This is a genomic window from Roseicyclus salinarum, assembly GCF_029624655.1.
In the GTDB taxonomy this organism is placed as follows: Bacteria; Pseudomonadota; Alphaproteobacteria; order Rhodobacterales; family Rhodobacteraceae; genus Roseibacterium; species Roseibacterium salinarum.
This window is the reverse complement of record NZ_JARRSA010000002.1, coordinates 185,033-207,864: the sequence shown is the minus strand read 5'-3', so window position 1 is coordinate 207,864 and position 22,832 is coordinate 185,033. Positions and strand designations below refer to the sequence as shown.

The following is a 22,832-nucleotide window of genomic DNA, read 5'->3' as shown; positions in this document are numbered from 1 at the left end:
GTCCCGTGCGGACGGGCGCGCCAAGAACGAGCGTCGCGTCACTCGGCAGGCACGGCGTCCGCCGACCGGCGATTGTCCAGCGACCAGGCGCCGGCGCCGAACACGACGACCATCGAAAGTCCGCCCGCGATGGCGAGGTTCTTCATGACGTGGATCATCTCGCCCTGCGCCGCCATCCCTTCCATCCCGAAGCTTGGGACCAGGTGGAAGATCACGCCCGCGATCACGGTGAAGCCCGCCAGCAGGAATGCCGCGATGCGCGCGTGGAAACCGACGAGCAACGCAAGCCCGCCAAGGACCTCGACGGCGATGACCAGCGGAAGGAGCGCACCGGAGACGCCCATCATCTCCATGTAGCCGGCCGTCCCCTCGTAGCCGGTGATTTTCTGAAGGCCTACCATGATGAAAATCGCGGCAAGCAGGGCGCGCGCGATCGGCGCGATGGTAGCGAGTCTGTCGTTCATTGTTCCAGCCCTTGGATGTCGCGGGTGCCGAACACACCCATTGAGAAGGTTCGGTGCCGGGCCCGTGGCGCCCGTCATGCCGCGATAGGTGCGCGATCCCGGCACGCCGAACCACCCTCAGCGGGGCACAGGAGCTGTGCTTTCGTGCGCATGGAAACGGCGGCCTCGGCGAGGTGCCGCCTCGGGCCACGGGGCCGCAGACGCACGCCGGACGGGGATACAGGTCGGGACGGGCCCACGTCCCGCAGACCAACAATCTCGGCCGCCGGCCTACCGCTCCAGCGTCTTCTTGCGCCGCTCGAATTCCTCGTCGTCGATCTCGCCCGCGGCGTAGCGCTCCCGGAGTGTGTCGAGCGCGTCGCGCCGTGGCGGCTCGGCACGCGGGCCGGGGAAGGCGCGCACCAGCAAGACGATCACCACGATGAGAAGGACCCAGAAGACGACCATCCCAAGTCCCCAGCCCATTCCATATCCGTCACCCCACATCATGCCGTCATGCCTCCCGTTGCTGCCGAACTGCGGCGAGGGACCGCGTCGAGCCCGCCGCCCTGCGCGCGTTCCCTGTCGAGGCAACCGCCGCCGCCCCGTCGCGTTCCGGCTGCCGCGCCACGCGAAGAACGCCTATCGTTCGATGATCGACCAGGGCCCACCGATCATTCCGGCGTTTGCGGACGCAGGCGGGAAAGCAAACCGGTTCCCAAGACCAGGGCAAAGCGTCGTCCACCCACAAAGACGGAGATGGCGGATCGGGGAGCGAACCTGTCGGAATGGCATGATGCTACCTGCTCACGAGCGCCAGAACCTGCTCGGGGTGGGTTGTCCAGAACACGGCCGCGTCAGTCCTCAGGGCTTCTTGCCAGGGGGCCGTATCGCCGTCTTCCAGGGCAAAATCTTCCCGACCTCCCATTACGGACAGGCGCACACCGAGTTCTTGTGTTCGGGCCAGAAGTTCCGGCGTCATGAGGCTGGTGCCGTTGATGTGTGCAAGCGCGATCGAGGACCCCAGCACCTCAAGCTGCGCATCGAGGATGGCCACGTGGTCCGTCGTATCGAACAGGCGCGAGCGACGTATCGAGACAAAGGCCGGCAGTTGCGTTGCCGCCACGACGTGCTGCAGGATTTCGGGGTCGATGTTGTAGGCAAGGAGATGGCCGGTCGGCCTGTCCCCCAATTCCGCCACGAGGGCATCAAGATCGAAATCATTGAGCGTAAGGATCGCAAGGCTCTCGCCAGCGATCAGGTCCAACGCTTCGCCCAGGGTCGGGATGCCTTGCTCGCTCGGAGTTCCATCGACCAGCAGGCGAAGCTGGCGCAGTTCGGCAAGCGTGTAATCGCTCAAGTAGTCCCGCCCGGCACGCTCCGTGCGCGTCGGGCCGCCCGGGGCGCCGTCCTCGAACACGGCTTCGACATCGGTCATGCGGTTAAGAAACTGATCGTGAAACACAACGTGGTGCCCATCGGCGGTGATCTGAACCTGGATGTCGATCATCTCGGCGCCGATGGAGAGCGCCTCGCGCATTCCCGCAAGCGAGCTCTCGGGATACCCACCCGCCACACCGCGGAATGGCGCGATCACCGGCCCCTGGCCGGGAGCCAGACGATCCTGAACACTTGCTTGTGCCAACGCAAACGAGCCGCACGAGGCGAAAGCGACGCCCATCGCGAGGCAGGCCATGATCCTGCTGGCCCCGCGCTCCATGTTTCCGGTCCTCCGTCCACCTGAAAACAGGCTTTTGAGAAACCTTGCACCGTAAAGGCCTCGTTCACCTTGATCGCGATCAACAAACGCCGGGCAAGCCGCGCAACCTGACGTGATGCCGAGGCACTTGGACACTCGAAGCTGGGCGGCGAGCAGTCGGTTCTCTGGTAGGTGAGTGGTCTTGCCCCGAAACCGGTTCGCCCCGATCGCGAATTTTCGGGCGCGGTTCGGTTACGGGGTGAGTGCCCGGATGCCGAAGAAACGGGGTGCCGACGAGCAGCCCAAGTTCAGCCCACGTTCGCGTTGACGCCGGCCGAGGCCGGCACGAGCGTGGGCGGGATCTGCCGCAGGATGTGCGTGACGGACGGCACGAACGACGCGATGGCCGTTTTCGGATCGGTGGCCGAGATCCGGCAGGCCTTCCTCCACATCCGGGGATGACCACCTGTTCCGGTAAAGAGCACGCAGGGTCATTTCTGGGCGAGAAGCACCCGATGGCCACGAACGGCTGGCCGAATGGACATTTCGACCTCCGAAATGGCCAGGAATTGCTTCACGCTTCTGTCGCGGCAAACATTACTTAGCAATCCGCATCGGCTAAGCCATTGATTTCTTTCAGCCAAGCATTTCACTCGGCGGCCGCCAAGGCCATTGCACAAGCATTTCAAGGCTATCGGCCGTCGAAGAAATTCTGAGTGGCCAATGGGATATTCTATCCAACAAAAAAGCCACCCCGCAGGGTGGCACAAGTATCAGAGAATTTTCAACGGCCTCACTTCGCCTGGTGTTCACAACAGAACTACTCCGACGAGTGCTTTCTGAGTTGGCTGATGATGAAGAATACATAATCCGCAACAATCAGGGTGTTTAGGCTATTCTCAAGGGAGCTATACTCGATCAAGCCGTGTATCGCTGCATGTCTGTTCGGAATTTGATCCGCTTGAAACCGTGACAAAGCCTCGGCCGTCTTAACTTTCTCGTAGAGATGAGCATCCAGGATTTCGAGCAAGTCCATCGGGGCAGCGTGGCTAAGCACAATGCCTGCGGGCACTTTCCATACTATGTCCCGAAGCTCCTGCAGGCTGGCAGCGTGACCCCCAACATCAATCTGGAACGCTTTCCGGAATTCCATCTCAACATAGGGAAGCAACGTCAAAACTACTGAGCGAAACAACTCGTGACGGTGGCAAATGAGTGCATCATGCATGGCGCGCTTCGCCTCGTCGCTCACATCGTACTCTTCCAGGTCAATGCGAAACTTCTCTTCGGCGGCGTCCCAGCTCTCCTTGTAGAAACTGACGACGGTGGGGCCAAACAGCGCGGGATTGTCCTCCGAAAATTGCTCCCACGGAGTAGTGGCGTGGGGTAACAGCCCTGACGTTTCTCGAAGAGCCTGCTTTGCCTGCTGATGCTTTCGAAACTCTGCGAAAAACGGTTGCCAGTTCGCATTTATGGCTATGAATGCCTCGCGGATCTTTGCCACATCTGCGGCGTGCTTTTCTCGCAACGCCCTAAACGTTTCAGTGATTTCACGAGCTTGCTTTGTCCATACTCCTGACAGGTCCGCAAGTACCGAGGATAGGTCTCGCGCGGTATCGTCCCTTTTGTCCTGCTCAGTCAATCCGATGCCTCCTGACCTGTTGCCACGATAATTTCTAAGCCTTTTATTCAAAGGGCTTCCGTCCGGTAAGGCCCCTTATGTTAAGTGAACAGATCCGTCTTCAGATCGCGGGTCCGGTAGAAATCTTCACCGACTTCACCTTTTGTCAGCGCAGGCCGAACTCCCCGCCGTTTCAACCGACTAACCACCTTTCCCACCTGGAGACCATGCTGCTCGGCAATCCGCGCAGGATGGGTGAAGCGGTCTTTGAAGTTCGCCACGACCGTTGGTTCGAACCGCGGAATCCTGTGTTCCGCATCGTTACCAAAGATCCACTTTACGGAAAGACTCAGCTCTTCCGGGCAACGGTCAACCAGACGCCAGAGGATGTCCCGCGAGATCTTCAAAGAAGTGAACGCTTCGACGGTCGAAAGCCCCTCCGTGCAGAATGCCCGGTGCCGCTTGACCTCCGCCGGATCCACGCGAAGCGCGGCGATCCCGTCCTGATCAGCCAGGCGAAAGACGCGCTCGAGGAAGCCGCCGAGGATCATGTGCACTACGGTGACTGCCGGCACCTTGGCCTTTTCCGCGGCTTTCGACACCGGTACCAGCCCGTCAGTTTCGGAATCCAGTTCGACCACCGTCGCGTGCAGCTTGCCAACCAGCTTGACAATCTCTTCGCTATCGACGCCCTTCTGGGTGTGGCCCTGAATTCCCGGCCTCCCATAAAAGATGGGTTTGAGCAGCCGGTCATCAAAAAGCTGATCCACCAAGGGACGCGTACAAGCCAACGCATCGGGCAATGAGATGACCGTAACCATCCGCTTCACGCGACTTGCGACCTCGCGTCCCTTTTGAACCGGGATCGGGTAGTGTGCGGGTGCCTTTTCGGGTATCAGCCCTGTCACAATCAGCAAATCGCGCAGCGTCCTGGGGTCGAGGTTTTGCTCCTTTGCCAGTGACGCGACGGTGTGCAGGCGACGCTCTGCGAGTTGTTTCCCCAACACCTTGGCGCCGGCCGGCATGGCAATGTTTTCGGTGATGACCTCGCGAAGGATGCGCGCGATGTCGCCCGGCTCCTTGTGCGACTTTGAGTATGCCAAGGCTTCGTAGAGGCACCTGAAGGTCATACGGGCGCCTGGGACGCCAGACGCTTCGTCAAATTTCCGAAACTGCGCCAGCAGCGCCTCCCGGATCCCTGCCTCGCCGCGGGACGTGAACCCGAAACCGACACGACCGGCGTGATCCCAGTCATCCGGTGTCAGTTTTGGCAAGAGCTGATCCGGCCCGTGTTCGACCAGAACCCCCAAAAGCTCCGTTGCCCGGACCGCCTGGTCCAAAGTCTGCGCATCCAGCCATTCGGGACCAGCTTCCCCATTGAGACGGCGGACAACGTATTCTTGATGCGGCGAGGCCGCACGCGGCTCGGCTTTGTCGATCAGGGCCTGAAGGCCTTCGCCACGCTCAGGCACGATGTATTCGAGTTCACGGAATGCATCATCCCACGGCCCCTTGGCTTGACGCAGGAGCGGAATGCCATGGCGCGAGCACGTCCGAACGACCGACAGCGCCCATTCCCAGCGACCGCGACGCCCGCCCGTCCGATCATCCTCTGCCAAGCACGCCGGACAGAAGACGGTGTAGGGATTAGCAAGGAACTCTGCGGTGACCAGTTCCCCGCGAAGATCATAGGTCCGCTCCCCAAGCGGAACCGGGGCATTGGCGCGCAAGTCGCCAAGCGGGACGTCAGAAAGCTCGGCCAGACGGCTGAGTGCCTCGTCTTTGTTGGCCGCCATATCTTCAGGCTCAATTTCGATATCCCGAAGGAATGGAACCAGGCGATCATTAGCGTGAACCCCGGCGAGGCGCGCCGCGTAAGACAGGGGGCTCTCCTGCGGGTCGAAGGGGATGTGGGGCGCGAGCATCAGCGCGCGCCCTCCCAGTTCAGCTGCGCCTCACCCAGATCGATTTTGGCCCAGTGACGGGCAAGGAAGACGTTCTGACCCATGCCACAGCCTTCCTGCATACCCCAGCTCTCGGCGAAGTGGTTGATCGTCAATTCATTGGCATCGTCCAAGGCCGCCGCCTCGAGTGCCGCGAGGATATTTTCGATACAACGGCCGAAACGGTTTCGGCTCGCGTGGACGAGCCTATCCACGAGGTCCGCGTCCGAGGGCGGCCGCATGCCAGCGGCATCGCAGAAATTGGCGATGACCTTGGAGAGCGCCTTTCGGTCGGAATGCGGCGAGACATCAGCGAGCGGCAGCCGCCAGTAGCGGCGTGTGACCTGGGCATCGCAGGACGCAATCTGCCAAAGGCTTTCGATGCCACTCAGAACGACACTGACGGCATCATCCCCCTGCATCAGGTTACGGAGGATCTTCAGTGAAACGTCGACCTTATGCTTGCTCCCAGCACCGAATAGATCATGTGCCTCGTCGATCCACAGGACAGCCGTGCCCCGCAGTTTGAAATGATCACGCACCTTTTGCGTGATGTCGTATTCGGTCACGGACCGGCGCGAGACCGCAGGATACCCACTGGCCTTGAGAATCTCGAGCCCGAGACTCTTGGCGGTGGGCGGGCTCGGGACCCGGACCCCGACCCAAGGTTGATGCGCCGCATCGCGCGGTTGCAGGGCCGGATGGGTCTTGAGGCCATGAAGAACGAGCGAGGTCTTGCCTCCGCCGGCGGGCTCCACGACCGCGATGCCGCGTGCATCGCCCGCCTTGTTGAAAAGACGGGCCTTGGGAAGAAGGTTGCCCTGATCATCGCGCTGCAGCAGCCGGTCCAGGTAGCTCCGGAACTGAGCGTCCCGCGGGGTCGCGAGATACTTGTCTCGCAGCCGGTCCACGGCTGCGAGTTTATCGTTGATGTTGAGAGCTGATGCACTCATGGTCACTCGTCCTCCAGGGTCCAGTCGTCGCCGTCATCAGCCGCATCGGCACCGTAGCCAGGCTGATGATCGGGAAATTGGATCGGGCCGAATTTGCCGGAAGCAGAATGTTCGGCACCGGAGTGATTTTCATCGGCGGGGTCGCCCGAGGGCGTGGATCCACCGCTGGCAAGGCGGGTCCCCCATTCATCCCGGTCCGCGTCATAGGGGTTCTCAGGCTCCGTCTCGGAGACCTTGAAGCCGACGAAAAGGCGATCGTGCTCGTATTCCATGCGTGTCTCGGACCAGTCTTGCATGACGAGCCCGACGCGGGTCATGGCGGCGCTGTTGGTTTCCTTGATGAAGTCGAGCGCTTGGCGGACGACGGCGAAGTTGACCTCGGCATTGCGCGCGTTCTGGGCCCGGATTTCGGCCGCGGCATCTACCCACTCCTGGGCGGAGACACCCTGATACCGATCGAACACGGCGGGGATCTCGAACCAGCGCCCATTCAGCTCGGCCCAGATGGCGCCGATGTCCTCGGGATACCACCGGATCGCGACCTTGCGCTCCTGCGCCTTGGTCATGAAGCGTGCCAGGACCTCCGAGTGATACCGGACCCCCAGGATGGTAATCCCCTGCCGGGTCACGGTCCGTTCACGCTCATGGCCGAAAATCAGGCGCCGGCGGCCGAGGTCCGGGGGCGGCTGGACACCGAATTTCTCGACCAGCCGGTTCCAGCAGTCCAGCGGGGTTTCGCCGTTCAGCCCGCTGTGCGGGGTCCGATGGTAGACGTCGACTATGTAGCGAACCAGCACCGAGCAGAACTCCTCCGGGTTGAGCGCGGCACGTTTCACCGAGTCGTAATCGCCCCGCTCGACGACGTTACTGAAGGTCCGCCCACTCAGCCGCGGCATGAGCTGGGTCGCGAAGGTGCCGAACACGCGCTCGATCGTGCCTTTGGATTCGGGATTGGCAGCGGCGCAATACTGCAGCGTGATGCCGAGATCAGACACGCGTGCCTGGACAAGGCTCGAGATGTTGTAGCTCGCGCAGTCGGTCACGATGACCGACGGCCAGCCGAACTGGTTCCAAGGCGTTAGCGCACCGCAGGCATCGCCCCAGACACCTTTGTCGCGCATCATCATCTCGATGACCCGGAGCGCGCTCTGCGAGTTGGGCTGCCGGGAAATAACCATCCCGACGATGCACCGCGTCGCGCAGCAGATGGCGACGGTGATCCACCACCGCGCCTTCTTCTTGTCCAGGCCGAGGACCTTCTTTTGCTCGTCAGTCAGGTGATGGAACAGTCCGCCTTCGGCCATCAGGGTGATGGCGTCGGCCTCCCACTCGTCGAACTCGACACGCTGCATCGGACGCGCGATATCCAGTCCCATACCGACCGGAGCGAACTGCCGGTTTGCTGCCTCGCGGCCCTTCCGGGTCAGGGTGATATCGAAGGGATTGAGCTTGCGGATCGCCTGCCGAACGGTTTCACGGGACGGGCAGACGATTTCCGGCTCGCCTGCAGCCCGGCGCCGGTCGTTCTCGTCAGCGAAGGCAATCTTCACCTCATCGAAGATGATCTTCTGCGACGGGCATTGGTCGTTGAGATATTTGCCCACGACCTTGCCCATGATCATGAGTTCATCAGCCGTCATCCGGCGGTCACGGTTACCACGCTCGGAGTTCCTGTCGTACAGGCCCGCCAGTCCGAACCGCCGCTCCTTGCGCTCCCAGTCCAGCACGGTTTTTGCGCCAAGCTTTTTCGGCACGGAGAAGGTGTCATCTTCCTTGTCGGGCTCGCCTTCTTCGAGATTCTCGCCAGCGCGAAACCTGATAGCCCGCAGATACGGCCTGATCGACGTCGCGGTCCGGGTGATATTATTGGTCTCGTCGTCCAGGAATTCACGAAACGCGCGGACCACGGCCAGACGCATGGCCGCTTTCTTGTGAGCCTTTGTGTCCCGGAGGGAGAGGAGCTCCCCATCCGGCAGAGCACGCGCACGCAGATGCTCGGGCTGGTGCTCGTTCGGGATACACTTGAAATTTCCGACCGTGAGGTAGCGGCTGATCTCGGCATTGGTCATGACCTGAGGAACGAACGCCCTCGCCGGTCACCTTGAAGAACATGTGGCCTTCTTCGCGGGTCTCGAAATAGCGGAAAGGCTGCCCCCCGATTGTGATGCCATCGTATTTCGAGAAGGAGAAGTTGGGCTGAACGGGGCTGGGTTTGACGGCGATCATTTGGACATACTCCGGCGGACATATGCTTCGTGCGTGATGCGCACGTTGAGTGTGAGTTCGAGTTCGTGAGAGCGGAGCAGGCGAACCACGGCGCGGAAGCCGCGCGGGCCCAGGCCAATGGCATCGACCAGATCCTGGATCCGGACAGCCCCGACGATCTCGCCAAGGAGCCGCCGTGCGCCGGCGTCTGCATCAGGATCGGGGCGACGCATCTCGTGCATCATCTCGGCATTGAAGTATTCGACGGGGTCGATATCGCGTTCGGTCATCACGACGACCTGGTCTGCGAAACTCCGAGGAACCCGAGCCGCGATTTCGGCGAGTTCGTCCTGAACCTTGGACTGGTTGCGGCGATATTCCGACTTCACCATGATCGCGACGCGCTTGCCGTCGGCCATGAGCACGCGGAAGTCGAAGTAGTGCTCCCCCTTCTTCCGGTCGGCATCGAGCCACTGGAAGTGTACCTGGCTTTCGATCCAGGCCACACCCGGGCGGGCGAGAAGGACAACCTTCCACTTCATTTCGGTGTTGCTGTCGTAGCCCATGGTATACCCCTCATCGGGGTCCATCGTGATCTGCCCGCTTTGGTGTTCGCGGGCGCCGACAGCCGTCTTCCGTGCAAGTTGCACGCGCTCCGGCATCGTGATCCCGCCATCCGGCATCTTCATCATGCTCTTGTTCCTTTCGGCATGAGAGTATCGTTCGCCGGAATGCGCTCCGACGCTGCCCGTGGGCTGCGATACTGATTTCTGGTTTCATTGACGGAGCTGGTGTGTTCCGGTGCTCCGGGCGCAGGCATCACATCGGATCGTCCTGCTGTGTCTCGTGGTCTACCCTGTGCCGGGGACCGTGGTGGTTCGTCTCCTCTTGACCTTGACCTCTCGACCGTCCGCCGGGCTCCGACGTTGTTGAATGAGAGGTTGGCTGTCTGCCTGTCTCACGAAGAAAAATCTGCGTCCCGGTTGGTGTGATCTGCCGGTCATCCTTCGCTTGAGGCCGAGAAACTACCCATCTCGGACCCTCCAACAACAGCTTATTTCGGCCGAAAAAAGTTTTCCGGAATCGTTATCGTCCAGAGAAGAGTGAACCCAAGCGATTGCTTGAAAACCATTAAGTCACTGAAATAATTCGTTATTATGTAGTCCAAGTTTGAATTTCCGGAGCGGCTCTCAGCCCAACTTTTTTCCGCGAGCCCGAAGCTCCCCTCAAAACGCCTCCAACCCCGAGCACCCGGGGTGGCATTATTGTCACGCGGCTTTAGAAACGGATCTCGGGGCGATGGTTCGAATCCCCGACCGTTCGTTTCTCACGATTCGCATTGCGGTGAATCGTCAGGTCTCGCCTGACAATGATGACTGAGGGCGGTGCAGAACGACGCGTACCGCATCGGACCTTTCAGAATGACAAGGCCTTCGGCACCTCCTACCGTGCCGACATGGAAACAACGGATTGGTCTGATTTCGAAAACGAGGCTGTGGTGGCAGCGTATTTCTCGATGCTCAGCGACGAGCTATCGGGGCGGCGCTACAACAAGGCCGCCCAGAACCGCGCCTTGCAAGGACAGATCGACCGCAGTCGGGGCTCCATTGAGTTCAAGTTGTGCAACATCTCCGCCGCCATGCGCGGCCTCGGGTTGCCAATCATCAAAGGCTATGCGCCCCGGTTCAACTTCCAGATGGCGCTCGCCGAGGCTGCGGCCCGCTGGCTGGCGCAACACCCGGAGTGGGAGATTGCGCTGCATCGGACGGAGCAGCGCCAGATGGCCGAACCCTCACCGATTTTTGTCGGCGTAGCCCCCACCCTGCGGAATGCACCGCCGCCGGACGAGCTGGAACAGATGCAGCACATCGCCCGCCGCTTCGACGCCGCGGGACGCGATGAGCGCAACCGCGTCCTGGGCTACGCCGGAGAAGAGCGTGTGTTTCACCATGAACGTGCGACCTTGAACTCTCACGGCAGGGCCGACCTCGCCCGGCGCGTCCGATGGGTATCGAAGGAGGATGGCGACGGTCTGGGCTACGACATCGCCAGCTTCACACCGGACGGGCAGGATCGTCTGATCGAGGTAAAGACAACCAACGGATGGGAACGCACGCCCTTCGATATCTCGCGCAACGAGTTGGAGGTAGCGGAAGAAAGACGCGACCATTGGCATCTCTTCCGCCTCCACGACTTCGCCCGGGATCCCAAGGCGTTCGAGTTGCGCCCGCCGCTGGACGCGCACGTCTCGCTGACCGCCACAAGTTTTCGGGCGAGCTTTGAATGATAGGCGAAGATCGCATGTTTCGCCGGACCATTGGCATCGACTATTCAGGGGCTCAGACGGCTGAATCCAGCCTGAAAAGCCTCAGGGTCTATGAAGCCCGAGACGATGGGACACCGCTCGAGATCCAGCCTCCACCCAGCTCAAGGAAATACTGGACGCGCCGAGGCTTGGCCGAGTGGTTGATTGCGGAGCTCGAATCCGGCGCTCCAACCATCGTCGGTATCGATCACAGCTTCTCTTTCCCCATGCGCTATTTCGAAAGGCATGGCCTCGCCCCAGACTGGGATGTCTTCCTGGAGGATTTTTGCACCCATTGGCCCACCGATGCCCCGCACACCTATGTAGATTTCGTCAGGGACGGGAGTGTCGGAAACGGTGCCGCGCGCAGCGGCGAGCGGGCATGGCGTCGACTGACGGAAGAGGCAACCGGCTCGGCGAAATCGGTGTTTCACTTCGACATTCAGGGTTCTGTTGCGAAATCCACCCATGCCGGAATCCCTTGGCTGAGGCGGATCCGGTCCGCACACCCGGGACTGCATTTCTGGCCTTTCGATGGTTGGGAGCCCGCCACAGGAAAATCCGTGATCATCGAGGCCTATCCGCGGCTCTGGAGTTCCAACTACCCGCAGGAGAACCGCACCCAGGACCAGCACGACGCCTACTCCATTGCGCGTTGGTTGCAGGACGCCGACCTGACAGGAGCGCTCAGGGCAGTTCTTCAACCGCCCCAGCCGCAAGCAATCGCTGGATATGCCGCCGTCGAGGGCTGGATCTTGGGCGCAAGCTGGCCACCACAGCAGAAATCCGCTCGCCGCCGAGAGGCCGTCAGTAGTAATGTAAGCAAGACCACCAAGCCCGGGTACGTGAACAGAAATCGGCAACAGGTTCTGCATAGCACAGGTCTGCCCGGGAACGATCACAACCAGATCGTCTATCTGTTGGAGTGCCACGATTGCGGCCACCGCTACGGCGCAAACGGATCCGACATCTTTCAACGGAAATGCCCTGCATGCGGAGGTGGCCGACCCGGGCTCTAAGGGCAGGAAATCGACTTTCGCTGCAGTCGTGAGATGAAGATACGAGAAAGCCGGGAGCGAACATTTAGCCAATCTCCGCTCAGGCGCTGGCCAGATCGACACGACGGGCGGGAAGCAAAGGTTCCCGGCAGAAGCGGGATCAACAGAGTGCTGCGTGGGGAGTGGAAACTCTTTGCCAAGGGAGTTTTTGGCAGTCAGTAACAGTCGCTTGAATCGACGGGCCAAATCAGGTTGATGCTTCAGGCAGGTTTCTTTAGCGTCAAGAATGATCAGTTTTTTGTTCGGTTTCAAGGGAATGGAATGAGCGACGGCCTCCAGTTCGAAAGCGTTTGCGGTCACAAGGATGCTGCGGTGCTCGACATTGTCTTTATCCACGGACTAACGGGCGATCCTAAGGAAACTTGGACAAATTCCGGCGGTACCTTTTGGCCGTGCTGGCTCGTGGACGATTTCCCCGGTGTTTGCATTCACACGGCGGGGTATCCCTCGAGTGTATTCGCGAAATGGGCCAAGAAGGAATTGACCCTTCACGAGCGTGCTTCCAGTCTCGCCGAGTACATGGTCTCAAGCGGCATCGGGAAGCGGCCGCTGATCATCATCTGCCATAGTCTTGGCGGCTTGCTTGCAAAAGAGATGTTTAGGGCTTGCTGCGAAGCGCAAGACGAGGACTGGAATGCGCTTGGCGACCAGCTCAAGCTCGTAGTGTTCTTAGCCACGCCCCATAAGGGCGCAGCACTCGCCGCCATCGTGAAGGCGCTGATATCAGGGGTTACCTCGTCCTCCATCGAGGCGCTAAGCAACGACAGCGGCTTTCTCACGAACCTGAATATCGGCTATCGCGACCTGTCCGCAAAAACGGGCCTTACGACACTCGCCTATTACGAAAAATACAAGACGAAAGGAGCGGCTCTCGTGGTGTCCGAAGATTCGGCTGATCCCGGTTGCACGAAAACACGACCTATTCCAGTGGACGCCGACCACATCGCAATCTGTAAACCTACTTCTAAAGATGCGATGATCTATCTTTCGATGCGCCGACACATCGAGAAGGTCTTGGCGGATTGTCCGGCCGTAAGTGATGGCGATCAAGATGGTGACTTGGGTCCAGATGATTATTCGGTGCCTTCAAAGGATGATCGGCGAACCCTCCAAGACAAGCTGATCGACGCCGGCCGCGAATACGACTACGCCAATGCTAATAATCTCCAGAGCAGGTTTGCGCGCAGATACCACAAGCTTGGTCTGTTCACCCAGGCCAAAACGCGTCACGACACAATCCTTTCTGCCGTCGAGCAGCGCTTTCTGACTCATGTCTACGGTCCGGTAATCTGTGCAGGCGCAGCAAATTCTGAAATCGCGGCCGCTTTGCAGGAGCACGTGATCGATCCGCTTTGCGCGTCGAGCGAACACGGGAAGCTCACAAACAGCACAATCCTTCAGGCGCTCTACTACCTGACCGAGCAATGCCATATTCAGTGGGACAAGCCATGACCGGACGGCTTTGGTTTCCGCAGCTCGACGTTTATGACGCCGTGCGCAGGCTCGGTGGCCTTCTCGGCTTGTGGCAAGGGAAAACCTTGCCGTCGCCCGAGCGCCTCTTCATCATGGATTTCTTCCTCGCGAACGCGCCGCTTCTCCACAAAACGCATATGCCGCAGGCGGTGCGAAATGAATTTGGCACGCTTGGCGTGCCGCGACCCGAGAAATCCTTCGTCAGCTACCCTTCAGCGCAAATCCTCTTTCAGAAAATGGACGAGGTGCAGCGACAGGCCTTCCGGACCCTGTCCGGCAAAGGACTCATTGAACTACCGCAGCTTGAAAGCGGTAATGTGGCGCCGTCCGAGGAGGGGCGCACACTGTTTCAGGAAGAGTTCTTGCTGCTCTTTTCCGACAGCGAACGACAGATAGGTGCGTTTCTTGTCGGGCGTTATGCACCAGAAACAAGGTCTATATCTGAAATCCGCCAGAGCACCGGACTTCGGAGGCTTGTCAGATGAGCTATTCGCAGTTCCACATCAAGCGCCTGAGAGTCATGCAAGGCGGCGTTCCGGTCTATGATCAGGGTTTCCATAAGGGCGTGAACATCATTCGTGGTGAGAATGGCTCGGGAAAATCGACAATTGCGGACTTTATTTTCTACGTCCTCGGCGGCGAGTTCGATAACTGGAAATCCGTCGCCGCTAATTGCGATGAAGTGCAAGCCGAGATCGGCACAGCGAGCGGTATTCTCACCGTAAGACGCCCGATCGGCAAGGCCCAGACACCGGCTATGGTATTCTTCGGGTCCTTTGAGGAAGCGGCGGCACAGGGCCTCGATGGCTGGCAAAGCTATCCGATCCGGCGATCAGGTGGAGGTAACGAGAGCTTTTCCCAGATAATGTTCAGGGCGTCTGGAATACCCGAAGCGCAAAGTCAGGGTGCGGCCAATATCACGATGAACCAGCTCCTTAGGCTCGTTTATGCAGACCAGCGGACACCGGCTTCATTTTTATTCCGGTATGAGTCCTTTGACACCGGAGAGATTAGAGAGGCAGTAGGTGATCTTGTCTATGGCATCCGGGGATATGAGTCCTACGAGATCGAACTCGAACTCCGGAAACTGAACAAGCAGTTCGATGAACTCGACGCGCAATACAAGGCGCTCCTCAAATCTTTACCCGAGGATGAGGCATTGGCACGGGTTGAGAGTGTCGATGTCCGGCTTAAAGAGCTTGAAGCTGAATACGGTCGCCTTTCCGCAGAGATCGCGAATGCTGACGAGGTGATCGATAGAGAGGAGGTCAAAGGCTTTCTGGCGGAGAGCAAAAGGGCAGCAGCCGATATCCGAAAAGTTCGCGGTCGTATCGCCGATCTGGAGCAACAAATCCATACCAATGCCCTCGAAGTTGAAGATTTGACGAACTTCATCGCCCATCTTGAAGAACTTTCGGAGAAGCTACCAAAAGCGCAAAGGTCGTCAGAGATCATCGGCAGTATTGAATTCACGCATTGCCCTGCCTGCCTTGCGCCGCTCAACGGCACGAGCGATCCCGACCATTGCGTTCTTTGTGGCAGCGACACCGATCCGGAGCAGGAGCGATCGCGATATCTCCAGATCAAGCTCGACCTGGATATCCAGATCAGGGAGTCGCGTCAGCTACTTGACGACAAGGAGGCCGGAACGGCGCATGCCAAAAAGGAACTACGGCGGCTCCGCTCCGACTATCGGGAGCAGCTCTCAGAATTCACGGTGCGCTACGAGATCAGTAACGGCCCGCGCGAAAGCTTCGTGGCCGAGCGCTATCAACGTCTGGGACAGATCGACCGAGAACTAACCCAGCTTTCGCGCCTTCGTGAGCGCGCGGGCGAACTTGAGGATGTGAGCGCGCGCAAGTCGGCCATACAGGCCGAGATCGACACGAAAAAAGACCGCCAGAAGGCGCTTGAAGCCGCCAGTGCGCTGAGGCGGCGGATCGCGCTGACTAACGTCTCCGAAAAGGCGAAGACCTTCTTGCGGCAAGACCTCGACCGACAGGACGAGTTCCGGCATGCGGACTCGGTGGAGGTGAATTTCCGGGATAACTCCATCCTTGTGGACGGCGATCTGAACTTCGCGGAAAGCAGCAATGTGATCGTCAAAAACTCCGTCATCTTGGCGCTCTTTGCCGCAGCAACCCAAGACGAGGAATTCCTCCATCCGCGATTCCTCCTCATGGACAATATTGAGGACAAGGGTATGGAAGACAAGCGAAGTCATAACTTTCAAAACATTATCGTGAAAGCGTCGGCAGCAGCGAAACTCGACCACCAGATTATCTTCACGACCTCAACGATCAATCCGGAACTCGACGCCGACGAACTAACTATCGGCCCACAATATTCACACCAACGACGCACGCTGGGGGACGTCAACTAAACTGGTAGCTGATGACGCTAAGAAAGTGATCGTTTTACCTGCCGAGGATGCTGCGGAAACCCTCGGGGTCCGCTTCGGCGATGCAGCAAATCAATATTGGAATCTGTGCCGTAGGTCAGCTCTGGGCCGGGAGGAGAAAATCACCATGTCGGAACTTAACATTGCAAAGGCAAACTCCACGGCGTTCAAGACATTCAGCAATACGCATGAAGAACTTGGAAATGCTTTGAAAGTGGTAAGTGTAGGGCTTTCGCTAACAACCAAAGAAATCCAAGCCGGAACATCTTCAGCAGCACTTTGGTCACAAGTAGGTTTGTTGGCTGAGCAGTGGGGCACTAAGCCAATGTTCTCCGATACAATCATCGAGACCGCCTATTCGGAAGTCGCAAATCTCGGCCTCGCCAGAAGCTTTTCTGCTTTTGATAGATTTTTGACTGATGTGGAAGCGGAGCTATCCAGTCTCGAATACCATAACCTCCTCTCGCCGTCACAAGTCTCAACTCAGGTAGGATCAGCAGTCGGCACAGTCGATGAAACGGGTCTGAATTTTGAACGGTTTTATCTCCGTCACGGTTTCGATACGTCGAGGGAGGACTTTGTCGTTCCAGTTTTCGACTATTATCGCTCTGCTCGCAACTGCATAATTCATCGCAGTGGTGTGGCAAGTTCTGAACTCGAATCTATGGCTAACTCAACCAGGCTCGCCGATGCACTTCAAAGCTGGGTAAAACGCACGCACGAACATGGTCCTCTGAAGCTTAAAACGTTCAAAGAAGGGGACGTAATAAAATTCGATTACTTTGATGCGATATTATGTTTTTCAGTTCTTCGGCGCCTGGCTCTTGATATTGACCGGCAAACAGTGCCGCGGGCCGGCATCACAGGTTTGACATTTCTGGCTGCCAAACATTGCATGAAGCGGTGGAAATCTGGTACTGACGAAATCGAGCACTCAACTGCTCCAAAGGCAATCGCTTCATATCTTTCACGGGTCAACCGAGTTGTTGGCTGTGGATGGAGGATAGTCGAACCTCAACTGAATCGGCTGGGAATTCTTGAAGACTGCAATCAAGCTTTTTTCGGTCGACACACAAGTGATCCAGGTCTCGAGTGAATTTTACCTGTGGCAAGGTCCGGTTCGGCTGGTCGCACTGCAGAAATTATGAAAGGGGCGAAGGTCCGGTTTGGGCCCTCATCCTGGGACGCGGGGCGCCAGTCCATTCCGGTGTGCGTCTCGACCAAACGGCTCTCCGTGCCGTCCGTCGCCAGCACCAGTGGCGGTCTGGGATGGAGTGGAGTATGCGGGCGTAGGAGAGTCCCTGTTCCACGTCGTCTTCGTTAATACCGAGTTCGGGACGCTTCAGCTCCAGGACCAGAGTGGGCGCCCCGTTCGCTGTCACGAGGATGTCGGCGCGTCCCGTGACATGCTCTCGCTCCTTGCCGTCCACGTGGATGACGGCGTGACCAAAGCGGATCGTAAAGCTGACCTGCTGTTTGATCTCCTTACCGTCGAGCCACGGCAGTGCCTTCAGAAGCGCGACGCGCGCCCGGGTTTCGAGCTGGGCCTCGGTCTCGCCCTTCGTTGCCTTCGTTACCTTCATAACACCTCTTCGCCGACCGGTTACAAACTGCCAAGTTTCCCCGACACCGCTTCGCGCTTCGACTTGTCCCACTCGCCCTTGAGAAGAGCCGCCATGTACTCCTCGAGTTGGTCGGCCAACTCGGTGTTCGGCGACACCCCTGATTTGCCTGCATTCGCTATGGCATCAAGAACCTGGTGCACCGCACGATCGGCATCATGCGTGTCACCCTCGGCAGGAGCCGGAGTGCGCCCGGTCGGATTGAGGCGCAGCCTGATCCCGGTTCGCAGACGGTCGAACTGCGCCCAGTCGACCTCGGGTTCGCCTCGTTTTCGGGTGCGCAGGATCCCCGCCAGCCTTTCGGTCTGGTCGCGCATCTCGGCTCGCCATTTCGCCCGCTCTGCGGTGACCGTCTGCACCAGAACCGTTTTGGCGGTGTTGTCGATCGAAGCCGTAGCCGCGATATTGGCTACCTCGCGCGCGCTTTCCCGAGCACTTCTGGCCGCACTGCGCGACTTGAAATAGCTCGACAACGCGGTCGCAATGACGCCGGCCGCGGTCAAAGCCGTTGTGACTGAATTGTCGAACTTCAGGTCAGCGAGGACACCTGCGATGGCGGTGACGGTTCCAACAGCGACGCCGACATCTGCCTTCGTAACATCAATGCTCATTCCCTACCGTCTCCCAACTGTGGACGTTGGTTTGGTGCTCCGCCCGGACGACAGCAAGAGCAGCCGCAAGAAGCCAAACATGCGGACGAAGAGCCAGTCCAACTGCTCCGACCGATCGATCATTTCCTGCGTTACCTCGGAATGGCGAATTCGCAGGCAGTTGCCGAGAGAGGTGAGCGCCTTCGCCTCGTCAGCAAGCGCGGCACGCATTTTCGTTCCGGGGGCAGCGGCGCGATCCAGCAGAGCATCTGCCTGCGCGCGCTTATCCGAACCTGGCTCGAGCGTCTTCATGCGTTCGAAGGCATCCCACAGCTTTTCGGTCGCATCCCGGCGATCTTCGAACTTTGGGGAAAGGAAGCGTGAGCGAGCGTATTCCAGTAGGCGATCGAGCTCCGTTTCACCTGTATCGAACATTTGCCAGCCGAGCGTCTGTGCGACCGGCTGCGGTAGAATTCGCTGCGCGCGGCCGTGATCATCGAGCTTGAAGGCGATGCCATTCCGCTGGAACAGGAGGTTGACGTCCGCGACAAAGGAGGCGAGACCAGCGGCTCTGTCCCACGTCAAGTGATGATGACCATAGTAGGAGTGGTAGCTGCCGAGGATGGGTTCGCCGACCGCCTTGGCGCAGAACTCCAGTAGATCCAGCACGACCGGTGTCTCGGGTAGCTCGTCGCCTCGCAGCGGCCACTCGATCCACGGGACTTCGGCTTGGAGGAATTGTCCAAAAGCCTGCTGGTCGCAGCCGCACGGCCCTTTTCCGTCCGGGCATTGCTCGGGGAATCGAAAGCCAAACGCGCCATTTCCGGTGCGCATATCCACAAGCGCATGGAGGGCACCCCAAACCCGCTCGTCGATAGTTTCTGATATTGCCGGTCGCGCTCCATATTCGCGCTCCGTGAAGTAACTTGTGCTCAAACTTGCCCCCCAAAGAAACGCGCCGCCTTTACCCGGTTCGTTTATCACCTTGCGACGAAATTATCCGAATCCGATGTGCCTTTGTAGTGTCGATCGAACCGGTGCGAATTATCTTCGCAAGACGATAGGCCTCTACGACATGCGCGACACCGGGGACCTAATGACACACGAAACCTCGCATGCAGACACGACGGACTCGACGCATGACGTTGAATCCGTCTTTGCCATTTGTATCATTCGACGTTCGCGCATCACAGCGAGGCAGATGCCATTATCCCTTATATCCGCTCCGGCACCAAGCCAGCCACATGGAATCGAGCATTCAGGCGAACGGCGGAGCAGTGAGAATATTCTGACCTTGGACAATGACATTGCACCATCGCTTCGCCCGCGTAATCGCGTTGTATAGTAGGCGACGCTTGTGTTCAGCATCACCGCCCACCTGATACGGCCAGATGACCACGACGCCATCGAACTCCCTGTTCTTGGCTTGCTGCACCGTCATCGCCGCCAATTGATGCGACGCGCCGCCACCATGCTGCCGTCGCAGCGAGACCTGCCGCGCAATGATTTCCTCGATCTCCGTTCGGGCAAAATTTTCCCGGCCGCACGCGTGCACTTGGTTCTCGACCCACGACAATGCCGCATGCACGGGGCCGTTCCGCGGGATCGCCCGCAGCGCAGCGCATACATCTGCCGACGGCGCGTCGGCCGGGAGATCAAGACCTGCGATGATCGCCTGCGCCTCGTCGCGGTCGTTACCTTCCCAGTGGACGGTGTAGGGTCCGTTCTGATGTCTCCCGCACGGCCCCTCAGCAAGCCGGCCAACAACGGATTTGGCAAACCCGCCTTGCAGCGCCGGTGTTATCACCGCGACATCACCCCCCTGCCGCCAGGCGATGGCATTGGCGAGCATTGCCGTGGCAAACGGCACGCCGCCTCTCGACGGGAGCAGCTTGAAGCCGGCACCGTTGACAGGCGCATTGCCCGCGCAGATCGCAGTCGCTGCAGCCAGCAGTCCCGGCGAATTCGTGCGGCGCACCTGCACCAGTGTCTCCGGTTCTGCGTCCTGTTGCAGCCATTCTACAAGTGGATTGGGACGAAGCGTCTGATCCAGACACTGGAATTCGTCGGCGGCAATCAGCACATGGACGGAGCCCGCGAGCGCCTTGAGCATACGCAGGCGCTCGGGCCTGAGATCCTGACCTTCATCGACAAGTACGATCGGGAAGCTCGCCGCGACCCAAGCACAAACTGTCGGTAGCTCCAGCAGAAGTCCGGATGCCTCGCAGACGCGATCGAACTCACCCTCGGTCGCAGGAGCGATGCCAAGCGCGACTGCTAACCCCCGCCACCGGCGAAAGATGCGCCACGCAAAGGCATCGATCGTGCAGCACTCCACACGTCCGCGAAGGTTATCGACCGAGCGCAGCCGTTCGGACAGCCGTCGCCGCGACCCATGCATGAAGGTGAGCGCGAGGACCCGCTGTCCGTCGTCCAACGGGTGGGTCTGGAGACGTTCAGCGAGCATCGCCATGAGCCGATATGTCTTCCCACAACCGGCGCCGCCTTCGACAGCTTGGATAGTCACGGCGTAAAGACCTTGATCGTCGGATGGTTCGGGTCCGCCACGAACAGCGGATTGTCGGTACCCTCGGCGACTTCAGTGATAGCGTTGAGGAGTGATCGCGCTCGCTCACAGCATGCGTCGTTTGCGCCGATCGCTCCGGCAATCGCCTCGTAGCTCGAACTGTCCTTCTTGAGCCCGCCAGTTGCTCGCACATCGTCCTTGAGGCGCGCGACAAGACTGGCGACGTCTGCAGGAGGATCGTCGATCGAGATGGTCGGCAGGCACGCGGCCGCGTCGGCATCGATGATCCATCCGATCACGTCCTCGAGCATCTGGCCTTCAGCCCAGCGCAGGATGATTCCCGAATTCGGAGCACCAGCTGCGGCGAGCGTTGTGGCATAGCCGACGCCCTCGGAGTCGCCATCGACCAGCGCGACTACGCGCGGGTGGAGCGGCGACATCGCCGCCGCGGTGCGCACGACAGATCCGTCATGGGTCGGAATTACGCCGACAAAGGCGTCGAAGCGACATTCATCGGCGGCTGTCCAACTCTGATGGAGGTCGACAGCTCGGACAAGAAGACCGAGCCATTCATAATCCGTCCTGCCTTCGGGGATTAGCACGAATTCATGCATGACCGCTGCGATCGTCTCGACGCGGTTTACCTGGAACAGCTTACGGACGCTATTAGGCGTGTCAGCAGGCAAGGTCGATTGCAACAGTGGCACTGACGTAAGGACGCCCCCTTCGTTGCGCAGGACCGCGACGCCACTCGGGTCCGCCAGCGCAGCGACCATCGGCGAGTGGGTGGAGACCAGGGTCTGGCGTGATAGTGACTGGATGCGATGCACCAGCCGACGCTGCAACGCCGGGGGGACATGCAGCTCAGGCTCTTCCAGCGCCATCCAAAAATTCTCTTCCGCCTCGGCACGCAGCCTTCCGAATTGCAGAAGCAACAGAAGATGCTGGAGCGACAACAGCCCGCTGCCATGACGTTTAGCGGGTAGCGGTAGGTCCGCCTCGGCGTGCGAATAGTGTGACACTACTGACCCAAGCAGCCCTTCGGAATCGGTGGGTGTCACGCGCAAATGCAGTGTCGGGTTAGTCCGGAAAAAGCCGCGCAGTTCCTGATTGAGCCGGTCAACAATCGGCGAGAGCCGTCCGTCCTGCTCGAGCCTCTCAGCCGGCTCGCGCAAACGATCGCGTTCGGCAAGAACTGATTCCGAAGGCTGGCCGTCGCCGGCAGCGACAACGCGTCGGAAGAGCTCTGAGCCGAACGACACTGTCCGATCCCAGGTCCTGGCAGCAGGTACGAAGAAGAAGCCCAGGTCGCGGATTAAGCGGGCGGGGAGCGGGGTCGCCGTCTCATCGTCGAACACATCTCCGACACTATCATCGTCGTGGAAGTAACGAAGCGTCTCAACTTCGAGCGACGGCCGATGGAACCGCGCCGAAAAAGCGATCTGGCAGGCGAGCCTCCATTCGGGATCGGCACGAGCAGGATGAACGGTGCCGGTCGCCGCGTTCCACCACTTAACGATGCCCCTGTCGTCGCGGAACCATCCTGGATGCTGGGTGGGGTCGTCGCCCTGGAATCCGATCACCGTCGCGGTCAAACGTATGCGATCTGCTGGCTGCGGGTTGCTGCCGTGAAAATCATGCTCGGTCAGCTGTCGGATCATCCGATCCCGGCCAAACAGTAGGGCCAGCGCCTCGATCACGGTAGTCTTTCCGCAGTTATTCGCACCGACCAGCACCGTGTGCGCCGAGAAACGGATAATACCGTTCTGTACGCCCCGGAAATTTTCGATCTGTAAACTGGCGATCTCCATTACATGCCCCTTCGTCAGTTTGAACGCGGACTGAGGCGTTCCAAGGTGTTAGAAAAAGAGTAGTCGGTTCCGACTCATGGTCATAGTCAGCACCTTGCCGCAAAGGGTCGAAATGATTTTCTTGCCGGTCGCCTTGTGTAGCAGACCACAAAATGGCGGCTGCTTTCGACCTTGATCCATG

General features: G+C 59.4%; 20 protein-coding genes. 6 read left to right on the top strand and 14 right to left on the bottom strand.

Going from position 1 to position 22,832, the window contains the following annotated elements; genetic code table 11:
• Window positions 1-38: 38 nt before the first annotated feature.
• The 9 genes from P6F26_RS02415 to P6F26_RS02375 all read right to left on the bottom strand — a co-directional run bounded on the left by P6F26_RS02415 (window position 39) and on the right by P6F26_RS02375 (window position 9,556).
• Window positions 39-464, bottom strand: a complete 426-nt coding sequence (locus tag P6F26_RS02415) for a DoxX family protein (RefSeq protein ID WP_278027038.1) — start codon at window positions 462-464, stop codon at window positions 39-41.
• A 270-nt stretch (window positions 465-734) separates the two neighbouring features.
• Window positions 735-929: an SHOCT domain-containing protein gene (locus tag P6F26_RS02410; protein WP_278027037.1), complete on the bottom strand. Its 195-nt coding sequence runs from the start codon at window positions 927-929 to the stop codon at window positions 735-737.
• Between the two features lie 313 nt (window positions 930-1,242).
• Complete coding sequence (locus tag P6F26_RS02405) at window positions 1,243-2,163, bottom strand: glycerophosphodiester phosphodiesterase (protein ID WP_278027036.1); 921 nt, start codon at window positions 2,161-2,163, stop codon at window positions 1,243-1,245.
• Window positions 2,164-2,450: 287 nt separating this feature from the next.
• Window positions 2,451-2,594 (bottom strand): hypothetical protein, encoded by a 144-nt coding sequence (locus P6F26_RS02400; protein WP_278027035.1) that lies wholly within the window; start codon window positions 2,592-2,594, stop codon window positions 2,451-2,453.
• 368 nt (window positions 2,595-2,962) lie between these two features.
• A complete protein-coding gene (locus tag P6F26_RS02395) occupies window positions 2,963-3,784 on the bottom strand; it encodes a hypothetical protein (RefSeq protein ID WP_278027034.1) in 822 nt (273 codons plus the stop codon).
• An 80-nt stretch (window positions 3,785-3,864) separates the two neighbouring features.
• On the bottom strand, window positions 3,865-5,688 hold the full coding sequence (locus P6F26_RS02390) for a TniQ family protein (RefSeq protein WP_278027033.1): 1,824 nt from the start codon (window positions 5,686-5,688) through the stop codon (window positions 3,865-3,867).
• Window positions 5,688-6,659 (bottom strand): TniB family NTP-binding protein, encoded by a 972-nt coding sequence (locus P6F26_RS02385; RefSeq protein WP_278027049.1) that lies wholly within the window; start codon window positions 6,657-6,659, stop codon window positions 5,688-5,690. Before P6F26_RS02385 ends, P6F26_RS02390 begins: the two co-directional genes overlap by 1 nt.
• A gap of 2 nt (window positions 6,660-6,661) precedes the next feature.
• Complete coding sequence (locus P6F26_RS02380) at window positions 6,662-8,728, bottom strand: transposase family protein (protein ID WP_278027032.1); 2,067 nt, start codon at window positions 8,726-8,728, stop codon at window positions 6,662-6,664.
• Window positions 8,729-8,881: 153 nt separating this feature from the next.
• On the bottom strand, window positions 8,882-9,556 hold the full coding sequence (locus P6F26_RS02375) for a hypothetical protein (protein ID WP_278027031.1): 675 nt from the start codon (window positions 9,554-9,556) through the stop codon (window positions 8,882-8,884).
• A gap of 764 nt (window positions 9,557-10,320) precedes the next feature.
• Between P6F26_RS02375 and P6F26_RS02370 the strand changes: the two genes are divergently transcribed.
• From P6F26_RS02370 to P6F26_RS02345, 6 genes are all read left to right on the top strand, one after another.
• Window positions 10,321-11,151, top strand: coding sequence for a protein NO VEIN domain-containing protein (locus P6F26_RS02370; protein WP_278027048.1), 831 nt, complete (start codon window positions 10,321-10,323; stop codon window positions 11,149-11,151).
• The gene (locus tag P6F26_RS02365; protein WP_278027030.1) at window positions 11,148-12,188 is read left to right on the top strand and encodes a hypothetical protein; all 1,041 of its coding nucleotides are present in this window, start codon (window positions 11,148-11,150) and stop codon (window positions 12,186-12,188) included. The genes P6F26_RS02370 and P6F26_RS02365 overlap by 4 nt, the downstream gene beginning before the upstream one ends.
• Before the next feature lie 300 nt (window positions 12,189-12,488).
• Window positions 12,489-13,679, top strand: a complete 1,191-nt coding sequence (locus tag P6F26_RS02360; protein ID WP_278027029.1) for an ABC-three component system protein — start codon at window positions 12,489-12,491, stop codon at window positions 13,677-13,679.
• Window positions 13,676-14,185 carry an ABC-three component system middle component 5 gene (locus P6F26_RS02355; protein ID WP_278027028.1) on the top strand — a complete coding sequence of 170 codons (510 nt, stop codon included), beginning with the start codon at window positions 13,676-13,678 and terminating at the stop codon, window positions 14,183-14,185. The genes P6F26_RS02360 and P6F26_RS02355 overlap by 4 nt, the downstream gene beginning before the upstream one ends.
• Entirely contained in the window at window positions 14,182-16,083 is a 1,902-nt protein-coding gene (locus P6F26_RS02350) for an AAA family ATPase (protein WP_278027027.1), read from the top strand. The genes P6F26_RS02355 and P6F26_RS02350 overlap by 4 nt, the downstream gene beginning before the upstream one ends.
• Window positions 16,084-16,228: 145 nt before the next feature.
• On the top strand, window positions 16,229-17,197 hold the full coding sequence (locus P6F26_RS02345) for a hypothetical protein (protein ID WP_278027026.1): 969 nt from the start codon (window positions 16,229-16,231) through the stop codon (window positions 17,195-17,197).
• Between the two features lie 46 nt (window positions 17,198-17,243).
• On the opposite strand, the gene P6F26_RS02340 is transcribed toward P6F26_RS02345, so the two are convergent.
• The 5 genes from P6F26_RS02340 to P6F26_RS02320 form a co-directional block, all read right to left on the bottom strand.
• The gene (locus tag P6F26_RS02340) at window positions 17,244-17,684 is read right to left on the bottom strand and encodes a type I restriction enzyme HsdR N-terminal domain-containing protein (protein ID WP_278027025.1); all 441 of its coding nucleotides are present in this window, start codon (window positions 17,682-17,684) and stop codon (window positions 17,244-17,246) included.
• 20 nt (window positions 17,685-17,704) lie between these two features.
• Window positions 17,705-18,334, bottom strand: a complete 630-nt coding sequence (locus tag P6F26_RS02335; RefSeq protein WP_278027024.1) for a hypothetical protein — start codon at window positions 18,332-18,334, stop codon at window positions 17,705-17,707.
• A gap of 3 nt (window positions 18,335-18,337) precedes the next feature.
• Complete coding sequence (locus tag P6F26_RS02330; RefSeq protein WP_278027023.1) at window positions 18,338-19,249, bottom strand: hypothetical protein; 912 nt, start codon at window positions 19,247-19,249, stop codon at window positions 18,338-18,340.
• Between the two features lie 322 nt (window positions 19,250-19,571).
• The gene (locus P6F26_RS02325) at window positions 19,572-20,840 is read right to left on the bottom strand and encodes an ATP-dependent helicase (protein WP_278027022.1); all 1,269 of its coding nucleotides are present in this window, start codon (window positions 20,838-20,840) and stop codon (window positions 19,572-19,574) included.
• Window positions 20,837-22,651, bottom strand: a complete 1,815-nt coding sequence (locus tag P6F26_RS02320) for an ATP-dependent nuclease (protein WP_278027021.1) — start codon at window positions 22,649-22,651, stop codon at window positions 20,837-20,839. Before P6F26_RS02320 ends, P6F26_RS02325 begins: the two co-directional genes overlap by 4 nt.
• Between the last annotated feature and the right edge of the window lie 181 nt (window positions 22,652-22,832).

What these genes read in the sequence shown, in the direction of transcription:
- P6F26_RS02415 (WP_278027038.1), bottom strand. Translation starts at nt 464, where the DNA reads ATGAACGACAGACTCGCTACCATCGCGCCGATCGCGCGCGCCCTGCTT.
- P6F26_RS02410 (WP_278027037.1), bottom strand. Translation starts at nt 929, where the DNA reads ATGGGCTGGGGACTTGGGATGGTCGTCTTCTGGGTCCTTCTCATCGTG.
- P6F26_RS02405 (WP_278027036.1), bottom strand. Translation starts at nt 2,163, where the DNA reads ATGGAGCGCGGGGCCAGCAGGATCATGGCCTGCCTCGCGATGGGCGTC.
- P6F26_RS02400 (WP_278027035.1), bottom strand. Translation starts at nt 2,594, where the DNA reads ATGTGGAGGAAGGCCTGCCGGATCTCGGCCACCGATCCGAAAACGGCC.
- P6F26_RS02390 (WP_278027033.1), bottom strand. Translation starts at nt 5,688, where the DNA reads ATGCTCGCGCCCCACATCCCCTTCGACCCGCAGGAGAGCCCCCTGTCT.
- P6F26_RS02385 (WP_278027049.1), bottom strand. Translation starts at nt 6,659, where the DNA reads ATGAGTGCATCAGCTCTCAACATCAACGATAAACTCGCAGCCGTGGAC.
- P6F26_RS02380 (WP_278027032.1), bottom strand. Translation starts at nt 8,728, where the DNA reads ATGACCAATGCCGAGATCAGCCGCTACCTCACGGTCGGAAATTTCAAG.
- P6F26_RS02375 (WP_278027031.1), bottom strand. Translation starts at nt 9,556, where the DNA reads ATGATGAAGATGCCGGATGGCGGGATCACGATGCCGGAGCGCGTGCAA.
- P6F26_RS02370 (WP_278027048.1), top strand. Translation starts at nt 10,321, where the DNA reads ATGGAAACAACGGATTGGTCTGATTTCGAAAACGAGGCTGTGGTGGCA.
- P6F26_RS02365 (WP_278027030.1), top strand. Translation starts at nt 11,148, where the DNA reads ATGATAGGCGAAGATCGCATGTTTCGCCGGACCATTGGCATCGACTAT.
- P6F26_RS02360 (WP_278027029.1), top strand. Translation starts at nt 12,489, where the DNA reads ATGAGCGACGGCCTCCAGTTCGAAAGCGTTTGCGGTCACAAGGATGCT.
- P6F26_RS02355 (WP_278027028.1), top strand. Translation starts at nt 13,676, where the DNA reads ATGACCGGACGGCTTTGGTTTCCGCAGCTCGACGTTTATGACGCCGTG.
- P6F26_RS02350 (WP_278027027.1), top strand. Translation starts at nt 14,182, where the DNA reads ATGAGCTATTCGCAGTTCCACATCAAGCGCCTGAGAGTCATGCAAGGC.
- P6F26_RS02345 (WP_278027026.1), top strand. Translation starts at nt 16,229, where the DNA reads ATGTCGGAACTTAACATTGCAAAGGCAAACTCCACGGCGTTCAAGACA.
- P6F26_RS02340 (WP_278027025.1), bottom strand. Translation starts at nt 17,684, where the DNA reads ATGAAGGTAACGAAGGCAACGAAGGGCGAGACCGAGGCCCAGCTCGAA.
- P6F26_RS02335 (WP_278027024.1), bottom strand. Translation starts at nt 18,334, where the DNA reads ATGAGCATTGATGTTACGAAGGCAGATGTCGGCGTCGCTGTTGGAACC.
- P6F26_RS02320 (WP_278027021.1), bottom strand. Translation starts at nt 22,651, where the DNA reads ATGGAGATCGCCAGTTTACAGATCGAAAATTTCCGGGGCGTACAGAAC.